Source organism: Cronobacter dublinensis subsp. dublinensis LMG 23823 (assembly GCF_001277235.1).
Taxonomy (GTDB): domain Bacteria; phylum Pseudomonadota; class Gammaproteobacteria; order Enterobacterales; family Enterobacteriaceae; genus Cronobacter; species Cronobacter dublinensis.
Genome location: NZ_CP012266.1, coordinates 119,584 through 135,786 on the forward strand (window position 1 = coordinate 119,584; position 16,203 = coordinate 135,786).

A 16,203-nucleotide genomic window follows, 5' to 3' on the forward strand; every position below is an offset into this window, starting at 1 on the left:
GCGCGTATTCGCCAGTAAACCCCCTGGCGGACCTGTCATGTTCCCCTGTTATATGGACTGAAGTTATGCTCAACCGAATCACCGTTCAGCTCCCGGTCGAGGGGCTGCTTTTCTGGAAACTCTCCGGGCGCGAGTCGCTGTCGGAGCCGTTCATGTTCACCCTGACGCTGCTCGGCACGGATGCGCGCGCCGAGCGCAGCGCGCTGCTGGGCCAGCCGGTGACGGTGACCATCCCGACGCAGGCGCTGATGACGCCGCGCTACCTCAACGGCAAGGTGACCCGCGTGGCGGTGACCGCCGTGGAGATGTCGGGCACGCGCTACGCGGCGTACGAGCTGACGGTGGAGCCGGACCTGTGGCCGATGCAGCGCGACCGCAACCTGCGTATTTTTCAGGGCCAGACGGTGCCGCAGATAGTGAAGACGCTGCTGGGCGAGAGCCGGGTGAACGTCGAGGAGCGGCTGTCGGGCAGTTACCGGGTGTGGGAGTACTGCGTGCAGTACCAGGAGAGCAGTCTCGACTTCATGAGCCGCCTGCTGGAGCTGGAGGGCATCACCTACCACTTCCGCCACGAGCAGGACCGCCACACGCTGATTCTCACCGACGCCCCCGGCCAGTACGAGCCGTTCCCGGGCTACGAGACGATTCCGTACCACGTGACGCCGTCGGGCGGCACCACGGATGAAGAGGGCATCAGCCAGTGGGCGCTGGAAGACAGCGTGACGCCGGGCATCTACAGCCTGGACGACTACGACTTCCGCAAGCCGAACGCGTGGCTGTTCCAGGCGCGGCAGAACCCGAAATCGCCGCAGCCGGGAAGCATCGACGTCTACGACTGGCCGGGCCGGTTTGTGGAGCACGGCCACGGTGAGTTCTACGCCCGCATCCGTCAGGAGCGGTGGCAGGTGGAGCACCGCCAGACCCAGGGCAGCGGGACGGCGCTGGGCATCGCGCCGGGGCACACCTTTGTGCTGCGCAACGCCCCGTTCTTCGGCGACAACGGCGAGTACCTCACTACGGTCGCTCACTACCACTTCGAGGAAAACCGCTACGCGAGTGGCGCAGACAGCAACACCATCCACGAGACGCGCTTTGAGGTGATACCGGCGGACGTGCCGTACCGCCCGTCGCAGAAGACGCCGTGGCCGCGCACGTACGGCCCGCAGACGGCGAAGGTGGTGGGCCCGCAGGGGGAGAGCATCTGGACGGACAAATACGGTCGCGTGAAGGTGAAGTTCCACTGGGACCGTCTGTCGAAGGGCGACGACACCAGCTCGGGCTGGGTGCGCGTGTCGAGCGCGTGGGCGGGCCAGGGCTTTGGTGGCGTGCAGATACCGCGCGTGGGTGATGAAGTGGTGGTGGACTTCATCAACGGCGACCCGGACCGCCCGCTGATAACGGGGCGGGTGTACAACGAGGCGAGCATGCCGCCGTGGGCGCTGCCGGCGGCGGCGACGCAGATGGGCTTCTTGAGCCGGTCGAAGGACGGCTCGCCGGACAACGCCAACGCCCTGCGCTTTGAGGATAAAGCCGGGGCCGAGCAGGTGTGGCTGCACGCGGAAAGAAATATGGATACCGAGGTGGAGAATGATGAAACCCATTCGGTCGGCAGCAACCGCACTAAAACGATTGGCGCGAATGAAACCACGACGGTGAAGAAAAACCGGACGGAAACGGTCGTCGAAAATGAAACGATCACGGTGCATCAGAACCGCACCGAGACGGTGGACGGCAATGAAACCATCACTGTCCATTCCAACCGGACCGAAACGGTCGATCAAAATGAAACCGTGCGTATCGGCCAGAACCAGAGCGTGACCGTCAACGGCGCGCAGACGCTGCGCGTCGATAAGACCAAAACGGAGACGATAGCGCTCGCCTCCATGCTCAACGTCGGGCTCGCGCAAAATACCAACATCGGCGCGGCGTATGTCCTGAACGTCGGGGCGGGCTGGATGACCAACGTCGGCGCCATGCAGATGCACAATGTGGCGCTCAAATACTCGGTGAATTCAGGCAAAGATCTCAGCCTGTCGGCGGGGACGACGGCGGATTTCAGCGCGGAAGAGAAAATAACGCTGGTCTGCGGGGAGTCGATGATTGTGCTGGAGCAGAACGGCACCATCACGCTGAGCGCCAATAAGATCAAGCTCGTCGGTGAAAAAGTCATCGATATCGACGGCACGGAAATCAACATCAACTGATATGGAAAACTTTACTAATCTCAGCGCCTTTCCGGCCATGTTGTTCGATTCGTTCGACCAGAACGACCACGGCTTCAGTACGGTGGTCGCCCGCGTCAGTTACGATCTTGATATCGCCACGGGCGCGCTGACGCTCTGTGACGATCAGGGCGAACTGGTTGAGCAGGATATGCATTACGGCGAGCCGGGCTACAGCAGCGTAAGGTTTGAAAGCGATCTGGCGCCCTATAAGCCCTGGATGGATGTCGTGATAAACGCGAGCGCCTTTGCGCCGCAGGATAAACCGGCGCGCAGCTTTACCGTCGGCGCGCAAATTGGCGACACGACGCGCCTGCTGCGTATCCACGGGCCGCGCGAATGGTGGAAGGTCGTGGCGGGCTGGCGGCTGACGGAGCCTGAGCCCATCGGAACGCTCGAGCTACGCTACGAATACGCCGCCGGGGGGTTATACACGCTGCCTGACGGTAACGTTATCGCCGCCCAGGAGAATACGACCGGCATGGGATGGTACCCGCGCGAGGTCAGAAAGCAGCTGAAAAAAGACCGGCTGCCCGCCCCGCAGATTGAATGGGTCACGCAGCCGGTGAAGAAAATCGATGAGGCCGGGCTTGCCGCCGGGTTTGGCTTTTATGGCCGCGGCTGGCAGGGACGCATCGAACATGCGGGCACCTATGACGAAGAGTGGAAACAGCACCGGCACCCTTTTTTACCGAAGGATTTTCGCTTTGATTACTGGTGCGGCGCGCATCCGTTATTGCAGTTTCCTCTGCCTGCGCCGTTAAGCGCGGTGCCGGTGACGCTGAAATACCTCATCTCCGCCCGTGACAAAGCCGATCAGGAGATTCGTTTTCAGGTGCCGGTGGAGAGCCTGTTCGTTTTTATCATGACGCAGAAAGGCGCCGGGGTCGCGCAGGATATGGCGCTCGATACGCTGGTCGTGGATGTGCCTGCGCGTAAAGTGCACTGCAGCTACCGGACCGTTATTTCGGAGCTGATGGAGCCGGTCATGACCGAGCTGCGCTTTATCGCCCGTGATGAGCGCGCAGGTCAGGTGACGCGCGCGCGTCACCTGAACCAGGATCGCGCATCGGCGGAATTTATCCCGCTGCCCCCGTCGTTATTGAATCTGAAAGAGAGAGGCGCGCATGGCTGAGAACTTTGCCGCCCGTAAAAACGGGAAATATAAGCTGGTTGGCCTGGCGCCCGATTTATGTTTTACGCCCGGCATCCAGCCGCCGGTGCCGTACCCGGTCACGGCGACGCTGGAGCCTGCCAAAAGCACCGTTAACTCGGTGAACTTCGGCGGCAAACCCGCGTTTGTGTATGACCAGAGCTTTGTGCCGACCACTATTGGCGATGCGGCAGGGCGCAATAAGGGTGTGGTCAGCGGTACGGTGGAGGGCGACTGCTGGTCTATTGAACACAGCCCGGATACCAACGTCGGCGGGCACCCGCTTAACCGCGTGCAGGATACGTTCGCCATGAACGGTAAAGCCAACGGCGGGCGCGGCGGTGACTTCACCAAGAAAGAGACCTGGGAGCGGCGTAAGGCGCTTATCGCGAAGGGCAAGCAAAGCAGCGACCCTAAAGCGCAGGCCGCGGCGCAGCGCCTTGAGCAGAACAACGTCGCGGTGGAAAAGGCACGTCTCGCCGATTACGTCTACGAACCGCGCGACCCGTCAAAACCCACGCCGGAAATCCCGACGGGCTGGAAAGATATCTCTAACGACCCGCAGGCGCTCGCGAAATATAACCTGTCGCCTAATGATTTACGCGAGAACGGCGCACCGCAGTTTCGCGCGCGGATGTATGAGCCAGACGAAGCCGTGTTTGGCAAAGATATGTCGCCCTCGGTGGTTTTCCGTGGCACGCAGTCGGGGCCGGACTGGGGCGTCAATGCCAAACAGGCGTTTGGGGTCAGCAATCCGTACTACAAAAAGGCGGTTGAGATTGGCACCTCGTTAAAAAGGGCGAAGACGCCTGTCGACTGTGTCGGGCACTCGCTGGGCGGCGGGCTCGCCTCCGCCTGTTCGCGCGCCAGCAACAAGCCGGGCTGGACCTTCAACGCGGCGGGCCTTAACGGCGGAACGGTGGAGAAATACGGCGGCAAAGTGCTCGAGAAGAGCGTGACGTCAGAGAACATCAACGCTTACCGCGTTAAAGGGGAAGTGTTAACCGGCCTGCAGGAGCCCGGCGTGCTGGGCACTCTGGGTCTCGTGGGCGGGCTTGGCGCGCTGGGCGCAAAATTTGGCGGCCTGTTTGGCGGGCTCATTGGTGCCGGGCTCGGGCTGGTTATCGCCGCACTCCCGGCGGCGGTGGGTAAAAAACATGATATGTCGGGCGGTAAAGGCAACCCGGTGAATCGCCACTTTATGAGCGAGGTCATCCCCTGTATCGAGGCCGAAAAGGCAGAGGATGAGGCTATACTAATGGCTTTATAAGGAGAGCAGAATGAAGACGTTTCGCAGGCTAATTTGCAGTCTCCTCGCTGGGCTGGCACTCTTTTCGGTTGTAATACCTGGTCACGGAAGCACGAATATGAAACAAGCAGCGCCGGAAGTTTATTTTAGCGGTACGCAATTACAGCTTGCTCAGGCTATCGCTGAGCATAATCTTTCCGAAGTAAAAGCCTTAGCCAAAAGCACGGATTTAAATAAACCCGGCAGTCAGAGCATGACCTTGCTGATGTACGCGCTGCTGGAGGCGACCAATGGCGATACGACATCGCTGGAGATTGTGACAGCGCTTGTGAAAGCGGGCGCGGATCCGCTACAGGATATCCCGGATTTCGGCAGCCCTGCGGCGGTGATGGCAAGCTCTAACAACCCTGCTTATATCAAAGCGCTGATTGACGGCGGCCTTAGCCCGAACGCTATGACCAACTACCAGCCGTTAATTTTCAACGCCGCTTCAGACAATTCGTTTGCCGTCCTGAAGTATTTATTATCAGCGGGTGCCGATGTTAATAAAACCGACAGTGCCGGTAAAACGGTATTAATGTCTGCACTGGCTGGCATGGAACTGGATCAGGTTGAGTATTTGCTGAATTATGGCGCTAACCCCAATATTGAAAATCAAAATGGCTTGAATTTTGGGAAGATGCTGTCAGATGTTATCGAGCGCGAAAAAGACAGTAATAAAAGAACCATCGATAAATTAGAAGAGATCCGTCAGCTTGCCATTCGCAAAGGGTTACACTGGCCCCCCGCTGATGACTGAATAAAACATCACAATGATTATCGCTCCTGTCCGGGGCGATAATTTCATTTCTGACTTATCTCTACGCTTTATTGCCTTTAATCGTGAATGTGCCTTTTTCTATAGCGCAAAATAAAGTTATTACGGTCAGCTTCTGAAAATAAAGCATTACCTTTATTTTCCACGGCGATAAATATTTAAATATTCTGTTAAGAACACGCAATCCATCGCAGGGAATTTATATGGCGACAGGAAATACTATCGGAAAATTGCAATATGCGCCCGCGCCGAAAAGCAGCGTAAAAGCGGGCAGCGCCAACCCCCCGAAAAAGAAAAGCTGGTGGGGCGACTGGGGCGATATTGTTCATACCGGACTGGATATCATAGGCGCGGTGCCGGTACTGGGCGTTGTCGCCGATGGCGCGAACGCGGCGATTTATGCCGCCGAAGGCGATTACGGCAACGCGGCGTTATCGGCAGCGTCGGCGGCAGCGAACTTCGTGCCGGGCGGCGGCGCGGCGTTTAAAGCCGGGAAAATGGCGGCCAAAGCAGGCAAAGCGTTAGAAGCCGCCAGCGCGACGAAAGGGCTGGTCAAAGAGACCGCGAAACTCGCCGAGAAATCCGCGTTTAAAGCGGAAAAAGCGGCCGTGAAAGCCGAGGGCAAAGCTGCCAAAGAAGGCGCGGAAGACGCGGTAAAAGCGAAAAAAGCGGGCAGCGAGAAGGGCGGCAGCGATAAAGGCAAAGCCAAAAAAGAGACCGAGCCGTGCAAAATCCCGAATACCGCAGGCGTGACGCCGCTCGTCGGGAGCCCGGTCAACGCCATTCTCGGCATTAAAATTCTTTTTGGCGATGAGGATAACGACTTCGCCTTTCCGGCGTCGGTCCCGCTCAACTGGCAGCGCTATTACTTCTCTGATGAAACCGGCAATGGCTGGCTCGGGCAGGGGTGGTTTTTACCGCTGTCGCTGGAGGTGCGCGCGCAGGATGACGTGCTGCTGTTTATCGACGAACAGGGCCGTGAAATCGAATTCCCGTGGCCGGAGCCTGGCCACCCGCCGAAACTGCACCGCTACGAACAGCTTTCGCTTTCGCAACCACTGCCGGGCGAGTTCTGCATCGCGACCGCCGATGAAGCGAGACGCTGGCATTTTACGCATCAGGCGCAGCCGGGCCGCTGGCTGCTCTCAGCGATAAGCGACCGCCACGATAACCGCTTAACGCTGCACTACAACGCGCATCATCAGCCCGAGCAGGTTATCGACAGCGCCGGGCGGCGGTTCATTATTCATTTCACCCGGCTCGCGCTTGCCGGTGACGACACGGCAGACCGCATCACGGGCGTCAGCGTCTGTCACCCTTCCGACCCGCTCCATGCCGAAAGCCTCTGCCGTTATGACTACTCGCCGCAGGGCGATCTCATCGCCGTCAGGAATGGTCAGGGCGAGGTGCTGCGCGAGTTTCGCTACCGCAACCACATCATGGTGGCGCACCGCCTCGCGGGCGAGATGGAGTGTTTCTACCACTACGACAAACACGACCCTTCCGGCAAAGTGCTGGCGCATCGCGACAGCCTGGGCGGTGAATGGCGGTTTGAATATGGCGCCGACAGCACGACGGTGACCGACGCGCTGGGGCGCGTCACGCGCTACGAATTCGACGATAACCATGAGCTGCTGGGCTACAAAGACGCCGCGGGCGGCTACACCCGGTTTCGTCGCAACGTGCGCGGGCAGATGACCCACTTCACCGATCCGGCAGGCAGAACCACGCGTTACCGCTACGATGAGCGCGGCAACTGCACCGCCGTTACCGGGCCGGACGGGCAGATGACGCGCATCGACTACCACGAACACTGGAACCTGCCGGTGCGCGTCACCGATATGCAGGGCGGCACGCGGGAGTTCGCCTATGACGTGGCGGGCAACCTGATCCGCGAGATGGATGAGCTTGGCCGCATTACGGAATATAACCATGACGATCGCGGGAACCTGGTGCGCGTGCGCGATGCGGCGGCGGGCATTCAGCGCCTCTCCTGGAACAGCGCCGACTTTCTTATCAGTCACACCGATTGCTCCGGGCGTACCACCACCTTCGGCTATGACAAATATGGCTGGCTGAAAGAGCAGACGGACGCGGCGGGCAACCGTACGCTGATAAACAACCGGCAGGATGGCCTGCCGCGCAGCATTGTTCACCCCGACGGTGCGACGGAGACGTTTGAGTTTGACCGCTGGCAGCGTCTTACCGCCTGGCGCGACGCGCAGGGGCAGATGACGCAATGGCAACTGGCACCGGATGGCCTGCCGCTGGCGCGTACCGATGCGCTGGGCCACCAGGTGAAGTATGAATACGATCTGGCGCGCCGCCTGATCACGCTGGTTAACGAAAACGGCGCGCGCTACGAGATGGAATATGACGTGCGCGATTATCTGATCCGCGAAACCGGGTTTGATGGCTGCACCACGCGCTACCGTTACGATGCGGGCGGGTTCCCGACGGCGCGGGAGGAAGAAGGCAACGGAGACGGCAGCATCATCCGCACGCATTATCAGCGTGACGACGCCGGGCGGCTGGTGGAAAAACTGGTGGCGCGCGGCGGCGAGGCGCAGTGGCAGCGCACGCGTTACCGGTATGATTCACTTGGGCGGCTGATTGCGGGCGTCAACCACGGCGGGCGCGTGGAGCTGGAGTGGGACGCCGCCGGGCAGCTCACGCTTGAGCGCAACCTCATTCGCGGCGTCAGCCATGAGCTTCGTCATCAGTATGACGAGCTCGGCAACCGCACCGTCACCACGCTGCCGGACGGCCGCGAGCTGAAAAACTTCTACTACGGCAGCGGGCACCGTATTCAGGTGAACCTCGGCAGCCGGGTTATCAGCGAAAGCGAGCGCGACGTGCTGCACAGAGAAGTTCGCCGCACGCAGGGCACCCTCAGCAGCGAGTATGTCCATGATGAGATGGGGCGGCTGGTCAGCCAGCGCGCGGGGCGCAACGGGAAAATCGCGGTGGCGCGTGATTACGCCTGGCGGCGCGACGGGCAGCTGTTGCAGATGGTGGATAAATACACCGGCGAGCATCGCTACGACTACGATGCGCTGGGCCGCCTGACCCGCGCCCGCGACGAGCATTTCGCCTTCGACCCGGCCCATAACCTGCTGAGCGACACCGGCGCGGCGCCGCTGCACGACAACCGCCTGCGGGTTTATGAAGACAAACGCTGGGAGTATGACAACTTCGGCAACGTCACCACCAAACTGACGGCGCAGCACACGCAGCAGCAGTTCCGCTGGAACGCGGAGCATCAGCTGGCGGAAGCCGTCACGGTGCGTAACGGCGCAGAGCAGCGCACCACCTACGGCTATGACGCCTTCGGCAGACGCAGCTGGAAGCAGGATGCCTTCGGCGTGACGACCTTTGTGTGGGACGGCAACCGCCTGCTGAGTGAAACGCGCGGCGGGCGCAGTCATCTGTGGATTTACGAAGACGACAGCTTCGCGCCGCTGGCGCAAATCAGCCTGCGTAAGGGCGACACCGAACACGATGCGGAGGTGTACTGGTATCACAACGATGTGTCCGGCATGCCGCGCGAGCTGACGGGTGCGGGCGGAGAAATCGCCTGGCGGGCCGAATACCGCGCGTGGGGCAATACGCTACGCGTGGAGCATATCGCAACCCGCACCGGCGAGCCGGTGTATCAGCCGTTACGCTATCAGGGGCAGTATTTCGATGCCGAGACGGGTTTGCACTATAACCGTTTCCGCTACTATGATCCGGATGCGGGGCGCTTTATCAGTCAGGACCCGATTGGGCTCGCGGGCGGGATAAACCTTTACCAGTATGCGCCGAACCCGCTGGTATGGGTGGATCCGCTGGGGTTGGCTTCAAGATCTTGGTTAGCGAAAGCTTTAGCAAATGGTCACGTTATACCCGCAGGGATGACAAACCCTCATGGCCATCATATTGTTTTTAAAGGACAATATCAAGGGACATCTCTGGCTCCGCATTTATCAAGATCGAAAGCTATTCTTAAAAGATACGGTATTGATCCTGTAAACGACCCTGCGAATCTTATGATCGCCAATAACGGAGAAGGGGTTCATACCGAAAAAAATGCAAAAAAAGTTGCAGACGCACTGGTTAAAGCTGATAAAGAAATTAAGGAAATAAGTAAATGCAAAAAATTGACAGGCAGCGATAGAACAAATCTTCTTAAACAGAAGTTACAAGAAATCGGTCATGATGTATTTGGAGGATATAGGTAATGGGAAATTGGCATAGCATGCAATTGGATAAATTAAACAAATTAATCCAAGAGGAGTTTTTAGGGTTATATAAGAAATATAATAAAGAAAATAATATTTATGGGGTCGTTTTGGTACTGGACGATGACGGTTTATCTAGTTATATGGCCATATCCACAAAGGAAAGCCTTGAAAAAATTCATAAGGGAATAGAGTGGGAGGGATATTCTTGGGTTCTCGGATTTTTTGACGATAATGATGATGTCGGTGTACGTTCTTTCACCACTATAATGATGGAACATTATAATGAAAGCATCCTGCCTTTACTGCCAGAAGGCTATAATTTTGATGAGGAAAGAGAAAGGAACATTAATCTATATATAAGTGCTATGAAAAAGGCAAAAGAACAACTATGTGATACTATCGGCAATGATGTGAATAATATTGTCTTTTATATTACTATTCCTGGTGAGCCGGAAATTGATCATGCCTCTGCCATAGAGATTAATGAACCTTCAGAGAACCTGAACTGGTTTTTAGAAACGTACAAATATTTTTTATAAAATTTCAAAAGGCCGTTAACGGCCTTTTTCTTTACTTGATATCACTCTAATTTTGGCAACGTCACCACGGAGCTGACGGCGCGGCACACGCAGCAGCAGTTCCGCTGGAACGCGGAGCATCAGCTGGCGGAGGCCGTCACGGTGCGTAACGGCGCAGAGCAGCGCACCACGTATGGCTATGACGCCTTCGGCAGACGCAGCTGGAAGCAGGATGCCTTCGGCGTGACGACCTTTGTGTGGGACGGCAACCGCCTGCTGAGTGAAACGCGCGGCGGGCGCAGCCACCTGTGGATTTACGAAGACGACAGCTTCGCGCCGCTGGCGCAAATCAGTCTTCACAGGGGCGACACCGAACACGACGCAGAGGTGTACTGGTATCACAATGATGTGTCCGGCATGCCGCGCGAGCTGACGGGCGCGGGCGGTGAAATCGCCTGGCGGGCCGAATACCGCGCCTGGGGCAATACGCTACGCGTGGAGCATATCGCAACCCGCACCGGCGAGCCGGTGTATCAGCCGTTACGCTATCAGGGGCAGTATTTCGATGCCGAGACGGGTTTGCACTACAACCGTTTCCGCTACTATGATCCGGATGCGGGGCGCTTTATCAGTCAGGACCCGATTGGGCTCGCGGGCGGGATAAACCTTTACCAGTATGCGCCGAACCCGCTGGTATGGGTGGATCCGCTGGGGTTGGCCTTTAGACATGTACCTTTGACAGAAGGCGTGGTTTACAGGCAAGGTAGTAATACGCCTGCTAACATGACTCCCAGACCAGGAAAAGATACGAACCCGTTAAAAAAACCTGGGTTGAGCACAACAATAGAAAAACCCTCTGGTAAATCGATACCTCTTGATGTGGCTAAATTAAATGAAGCCGGTTTCGATGTGATACAAGATGATATCGATCATGCATCCGTTAGGCCTAAAGGTGATGCTGATTTGAACAAACTAAATGATTGGGCGAACAGCCGCCCCGGAATAGTCGATGGCGGTAGTGGACCCATTCATGAAAACACTAATAAAGTCAGGAAGTGTATTTTATGAGAAAAGAACTCTATCAATCCGTAGTTAATATAATTCTTCAAAAGTTGTCTTTTTATGACTTCGTTTTTAGCTCTTATGATGAAGTGTGTTTAATAGATATAGGGTGTAGATCAAAATCAGATAATCGCACTTTGTATTTTAGCTTATTATTGAAATCTGATTTGGTTGTGGATGATAAACCGGATGAAATTGTATACGAAATAATGTGTATTAAGGATAATTTACACTGCATTCGTATATCTGCTGATTTAACCTATGGTGATGGCGCTTATCATAAAAAGTGGAATGAAATTTTGATAGATGAATCGGGCAATATAAATAATGTTTTTGATGATTTTTTTTCGGGGATAGAAAGTGAAATCACCATGATGATTTCTTCTGTTACAAAAATCTAAATAGCCTTGTTAAACCTGTATTTTTTCTATAGAGGTTATTACGTGTTTATTTAAAAGAGGTGTAATGTGTTGTTAACTATTTTTAATTTCATTACTTTTAAAATAAACACATACATTAATAATAATTTTTAACAACTAAATTCAACTGGCGTGGATTGCCCGAAACATGAAACTTTCAGAACAAGAAATTAAAGCTTTATTAAACAAAAATGCCAAGGAACGATATGTATATTTCATAAAAAAAGTGGTTGACTGGGAGTGTGCATGGTCTTTAGGCGATGAATCAGGTTATGCAACCACAGAAGATAACAAAGCACAAACATCACTGCCTCTTTGGCCAGCGAAAGAGTACGCTCAGGAATGTGCAATAAATGAATGGAAAAACCTTTCAGTGAAGAAGGTTCACCTGAACGAACTTCTTGATGAGCTGCTTCCCCAATTAATTGATGATGAGATTGATATAGTGGTTTTTATGGCACCCAATGAAACCTGCGTACCTGTGCTATCAGCAATGAATGTATTAACCGATTTATTGAAAGAGTTTGAGAAATATAAATAATTAGAAAGGTAAGTAGTCCAATAATCTTGATGCGAGAGCAGTAAAAATGCGTAGGCTTAATAATATGTTAATTAACAGGATGTCAGGATGATTTCACGAAATTATTCGAATGCTATTAGTTCTCTTCTATCGCTTTGCTCCGAATCTACTTTAAACTCTTGGTCGTTCCAGCAGCAAAATTTAATTGTTAATCTAACAACTTATAATGATGAGGAACTGATTGTTACAATAAAAACTGATACAGTTCAATCCGCGTACTTATCGACAAATACTATTTTAAATACATGCATGCTAAAGATAACTGATATGCAAGAGATACTTGAAACCAGTAATGGTTACTATATTCCACCAAAAAGATTCTGTGATTTAATGAAACAGTGTGAAAGCAGTTACTCTCTGTTTTACGGCAGGAACAAGACCTTTCGATATCATCTTGCATTTATAGGTAGCATCATTTTTCTAAGTTGCCCTGTAAGTTCTTTAGAGCATTCTATAAATTGGGTGTCAATATAACTCCAGCAGTTTTTAAAGTTATTATTTGACCGTTGATATTCATTTGTGCTTCTTCCTCACTTGAATAAGCGGGATGACTCTCTTCGTATAGTCAGTATAAAAATAGAGGTTCTATATGTCTATGGATTTTTTTGCAAGCGAGCACCAGAGGTTGATTAGTAAAGACACGCCTTGTTATTGCATGGATGAAAAGATTCATAAAGAAATATTTTCCTCACTCAAGGCTAACGAATCATATAAAATAATTTCCAGATTCAAAGATTATTATCATGATTGTATTATTCTTTTTAACCAGCTGGATACATTTTTGATAGAATTAAAAGATGTTAATGTCGATAATGATTTGGCTCATGAACAAATCATTAACTTTATTGATTTTATAAATAGTGCGAAGAAACACCGGCATAACATATATGCATATAGCAACTAGTAAAGTTATTACGGCTGTTAATGCAAATATTATTATAAAATGGAGCATATAACTTTATACCCAGGCCATATTTAATCTTAGCCCTCATGAAAGATGGTTTATGAACAATGAAACGGATTTCGCTTTTTATTTATCTATCGTTAATGGTTTGTTACATGGAGAAAATAACCTTTCCACTAAATTCGACTATTTTTGTTGCAATGATGGAACAGTCCAACTCTTCTTCAAAAAAAGTGAGGATGAAACTTTTTGCGAGTGGGATTTGAATCTTCAACCTGAAGATCTCCATTATAAATTCAACCCTGATTCGAGCATAATTTTAAAAGATAAATTCCCTCTGTTGGACGTCTGTGATGAACAGGTTTTTCATCATATGATTTTTGCGATTAACTCGATTACAACGGTGCCGAAATTAACAAAATATAATTCTATAAATGCATTTATGAAGTTATATTGTTTTTTTCAATTATCAAACAGCAGAAGAGATGAAAGTAATTCGGCCCAAAGGATAAGTAATAATAACTTCTTATTCCGGTTATTCATGTTCACACACCCTGTGAATGAAGAAACTTTAAATGCCTTTACATTAGATAATTCAGGTGAGATGGTTCATATCCCCTCAGGCATAACGTTAAGAGATTATGCATCAGCTTATTACGATTACTTTTTAGAACACTATGACCAACTATCTTCACAGATAGTAATTGAAGCCAGTGAGATCGAAGCGGCTAAGATACTCCATCTTTCTCTGGTAGATATGATTGAAAAGGGGAGCTTTGACCTGAAAATACCCGCCCCAGCACTGCCGGTTGACATGATATTAATCAATGACGCGGTTTATTTTACAAAGGTTTACTCTGACGACAGAGAACATATAATGCGTACAATTACCACCTTTCTACAAGGAAAGAATATTCACGAGGAGACGTGCCTGAATTTCCTCTTGCAAAACTTCGTGCTTTATATTCTACGTGTGGATTTTAAGGAAACATATAACCTGTTAAATTCATTCCCGCAGGCAGAGCAAAAACAGATAATTATCAATCAACTCTTCAAGCGAGCTACATTCATTAAATGGATAATGGATGAGAAAGGTATTTCTTTCGATAGGATTAAAGATATAACCTGCTTTTTTGATGACGAAGCGAAGAAGATGTACAGGATCTAATTTTCAGGTTATAAAATCATTAACGACGTCCACTATGTTAATGTTTGGAAAAGCTGGAAGCGTGTCTATGGAGGCGTATTTGACAAGCAAAAGTGAATTCATAAAAGTCACGTTTCGTCTTATTCAGGATGAAGACGGCTACCCGCCGGTACCTTATGAATCGGTTTGGTTGAAAAGAAATGGTAATGGCGAGTATGAACTTGATAACATACCCCTCTATATCTATGGCGTCAGTAAAGGCGATGTGATTACTTTTCAAAAAAGCAATGATGAATATGTGGTTGGTGGAATAGCCAAGCGAAAAGGGCACTCTACACTGCGTATATATATTAATGAGGCGCAGCAGAAAGAGAGCGTGATTTCTGCGTTACAGAGCCTGGGTGGACATATTGGCACTTCAGCATCCGCCGCATTATTTAGCCTCGATATACCCAGTGACATTCCCTTTTTACGTATTGATGCATTTTTGAAAAGTAAATATGACGACGGAATTCTTGATTACGAGGACGCCTGCCTTCAGCATGGCGATATAGATCCAATAAGAGTGAGCGAATGCGAGAGTGTGTTTAACATCGCCTGTACAATGCCCTGACGGACAAGGCGACGGGTAGCCAGAGATTTTAAAGCCATTTGTATCACTCACGTGCGAGCGTAAAGATGCAACAGTGGTATGCTTCTCAGATAAACATTTTAAGCAAATTGCTTCAGGAAGCACTTCCAGCGCTATATGCAGATTTACGGCATGGTTTTAATGCCGGATGACGACGCGCTGTTCAGGCTATTCAGCGATGCGCCACCGTGAGACATACAGAGTAATCATGAGAATAAATAGAACTACCGCTGCCTTCGCCCTCCTGGTGGCGTTGAGCTCTGCCAGTGCCGTGGCTGATATGCACCCGGCTTCGCTGTGGGACTTTATTACCGTCATGCGTTCATCCTTAGCGGATATCAGGGCCGCGACGCTTCACCGCGCGCCTTTAAAATTTCATCTCACCTCGCAGAACGAGTACATCAATTTTTACGGCGCTGAAGACGTCGCGTTTACTGCGGCGGGAAGGGCTACGGATATTGAATTAAGGCTCAGCAGAGATCCGCAGGAGAAAACGCTGCTATGGATATCGCACTGGCAGGGCCCGTGCCTGACGCTTAACGAAGTCAAAAAGCACTATCCGACACTTACCATAACCGACACGCCACGCGGCCACTCGGAAAATGAAGTGACCAGCTACACCACGCCTGCCGGTGCGTCTGGCGAGGCCGTGACGTTTAGCTTCACCGTCAAAGCGCCGGATTGCCTGAGTGACGTCATTATTAGTCGGGAGGAGTAACACCGCGCTTGCCCGCCACGCCGCAGGCGGTGGTGGTTCGACGCCCGGCATGCGCATTCCCCCTCAACACCCATCGCTGCACACGTATCCGTCTCACCGCTCCAAAACGCGCATCGCCATACAAATCGCCATACAATGAGTGGCAAAATAACCTGTTATTTTCCCGACCCACCATAATTAGGGGTTCCCCTAAGTCAAATATTATTCTTTCTTATAAAGAATCCTTTCATCACGCGGTATTACAAAGCCAAACCTCTTTCCTTTATGAATATTTCAGCGCGTTATTAGTGACGCCCTCCATAAAAATACCCCGCCCTTATTCTGTTTTTATCCCAACTTTCAACCCGACCACATATTGGAATAGGAATAGTCTGCTTATCAAAAACAATGACGGTTTTTTGCCGGGCGACTTATTGGTATATTTACACAGCGAGCGCGCGTCGGTTTGTATAACCCCTAATAGCCGCTTCGTTATCTGACATTTCCTGATACGACTGGCCGCAGGCGACGTGTACGACACGAGCGTACCTGCGTCGGCGGTAGCCGTAGCCGTATTA

11 protein-coding genes and 1 pseudogene are annotated in these 16,203 nt (G+C 52.0%); all 12 read left to right on the forward strand.

The genetic code is table 11. From position 1 onward, the window contains the following. The first annotated feature begins 65 nt into the window (after positions 1–65). The 12 genes and pseudogenes from AFK67_RS00595 (at position 66) to AFK67_RS00650 (ending at position 15,646) form a co-directional block, all read left to right on the forward strand. Entirely contained in the window at positions 66–2,204 is a 2,139-nt protein-coding gene (locus AFK67_RS00595; RefSeq protein WP_053532883.1) for a type VI secretion system Vgr family protein, read from the forward strand. 1 nt (position 2,205) lies between these two features. Next, positions 2,206–3,357: a DUF2169 family type VI secretion system accessory protein gene (locus AFK67_RS00600; protein ID WP_007731654.1), complete on the forward strand. Its 1,152-nt coding sequence runs from the start codon at positions 2,206–2,208 to the stop codon at positions 3,355–3,357. Further along, complete coding sequence (locus AFK67_RS00605) at positions 3,350–4,645, forward strand: Tle-like phospholipase domain-containing protein (RefSeq protein WP_007731656.1); 1,296 nt, start codon at positions 3,350–3,352, stop codon at positions 4,643–4,645. Before AFK67_RS00600 ends, AFK67_RS00605 begins: the two co-directional genes overlap by 8 nt. A gap of 97 nt (positions 4,646–4,742) precedes the next feature. After that, positions 4,743–5,423 (forward strand): ankyrin repeat domain-containing protein, encoded by a 681-nt coding sequence (locus AFK67_RS00610; RefSeq protein ID WP_007731659.1) that lies wholly within the window; start codon positions 4,743–4,745, stop codon positions 5,421–5,423. A gap of 221 nt (positions 5,424–5,644) precedes the next feature. Beyond that, positions 5,645–9,664, forward strand: a complete 4,020-nt coding sequence (locus AFK67_RS00615; protein ID WP_038884242.1) for an RHS repeat-associated core domain-containing protein — start codon at positions 5,645–5,647, stop codon at positions 9,662–9,664. Further along, complete coding sequence (locus AFK67_RS00620; protein WP_038884240.1) at positions 9,664–10,206, forward strand: DUF4303 domain-containing protein; 543 nt, start codon at positions 9,664–9,666, stop codon at positions 10,204–10,206. Before AFK67_RS00615 ends, AFK67_RS00620 begins: the two co-directional genes overlap by 1 nt. 42 nt (positions 10,207–10,248) lie before the next feature. After that, positions 10,249–11,253: pseudogene (locus AFK67_RS23555) on the forward strand (RHS repeat-associated core domain-containing protein); the annotation flags it as partial. Then, the gene (locus tag AFK67_RS00630; protein WP_032967621.1) at positions 11,250–11,648 is read left to right on the forward strand and encodes a hypothetical protein; all 399 of its coding nucleotides are present in this window, start codon (positions 11,250–11,252) and stop codon (positions 11,646–11,648) included. The pseudogene AFK67_RS23555 and the gene AFK67_RS00630, both read left to right, overlap by 4 nt. A gap of 166 nt (positions 11,649–11,814) precedes the next feature. Continuing rightward, positions 11,815–12,207, forward strand: coding sequence for a DUF2750 domain-containing protein (locus tag AFK67_RS00635; RefSeq protein ID WP_032967622.1), 393 nt, complete (start codon positions 11,815–11,817; stop codon positions 12,205–12,207). 1,043 nt (positions 12,208–13,250) lie between these two features. After that, the gene (locus AFK67_RS23315) at positions 13,251–14,318 is read left to right on the forward strand and encodes a hypothetical protein (RefSeq protein ID WP_235047933.1); all 1,068 of its coding nucleotides are present in this window, start codon (positions 13,251–13,253) and stop codon (positions 14,316–14,318) included. 34 nt (positions 14,319–14,352) lie between these two features. Beyond that, complete coding sequence (locus AFK67_RS00645) at positions 14,353–14,910, forward strand: DUF4265 domain-containing protein (RefSeq protein WP_235047932.1); 558 nt, start codon at positions 14,353–14,355, stop codon at positions 14,908–14,910. A gap of 298 nt (positions 14,911–15,208) precedes the next feature. Next, the gene (locus tag AFK67_RS00650; protein ID WP_007731689.1) at positions 15,209–15,646 is read left to right on the forward strand and encodes a hypothetical protein; all 438 of its coding nucleotides are present in this window, start codon (positions 15,209–15,211) and stop codon (positions 15,644–15,646) included. Positions 15,647–16,203: the final 557 nt, after the last annotated feature.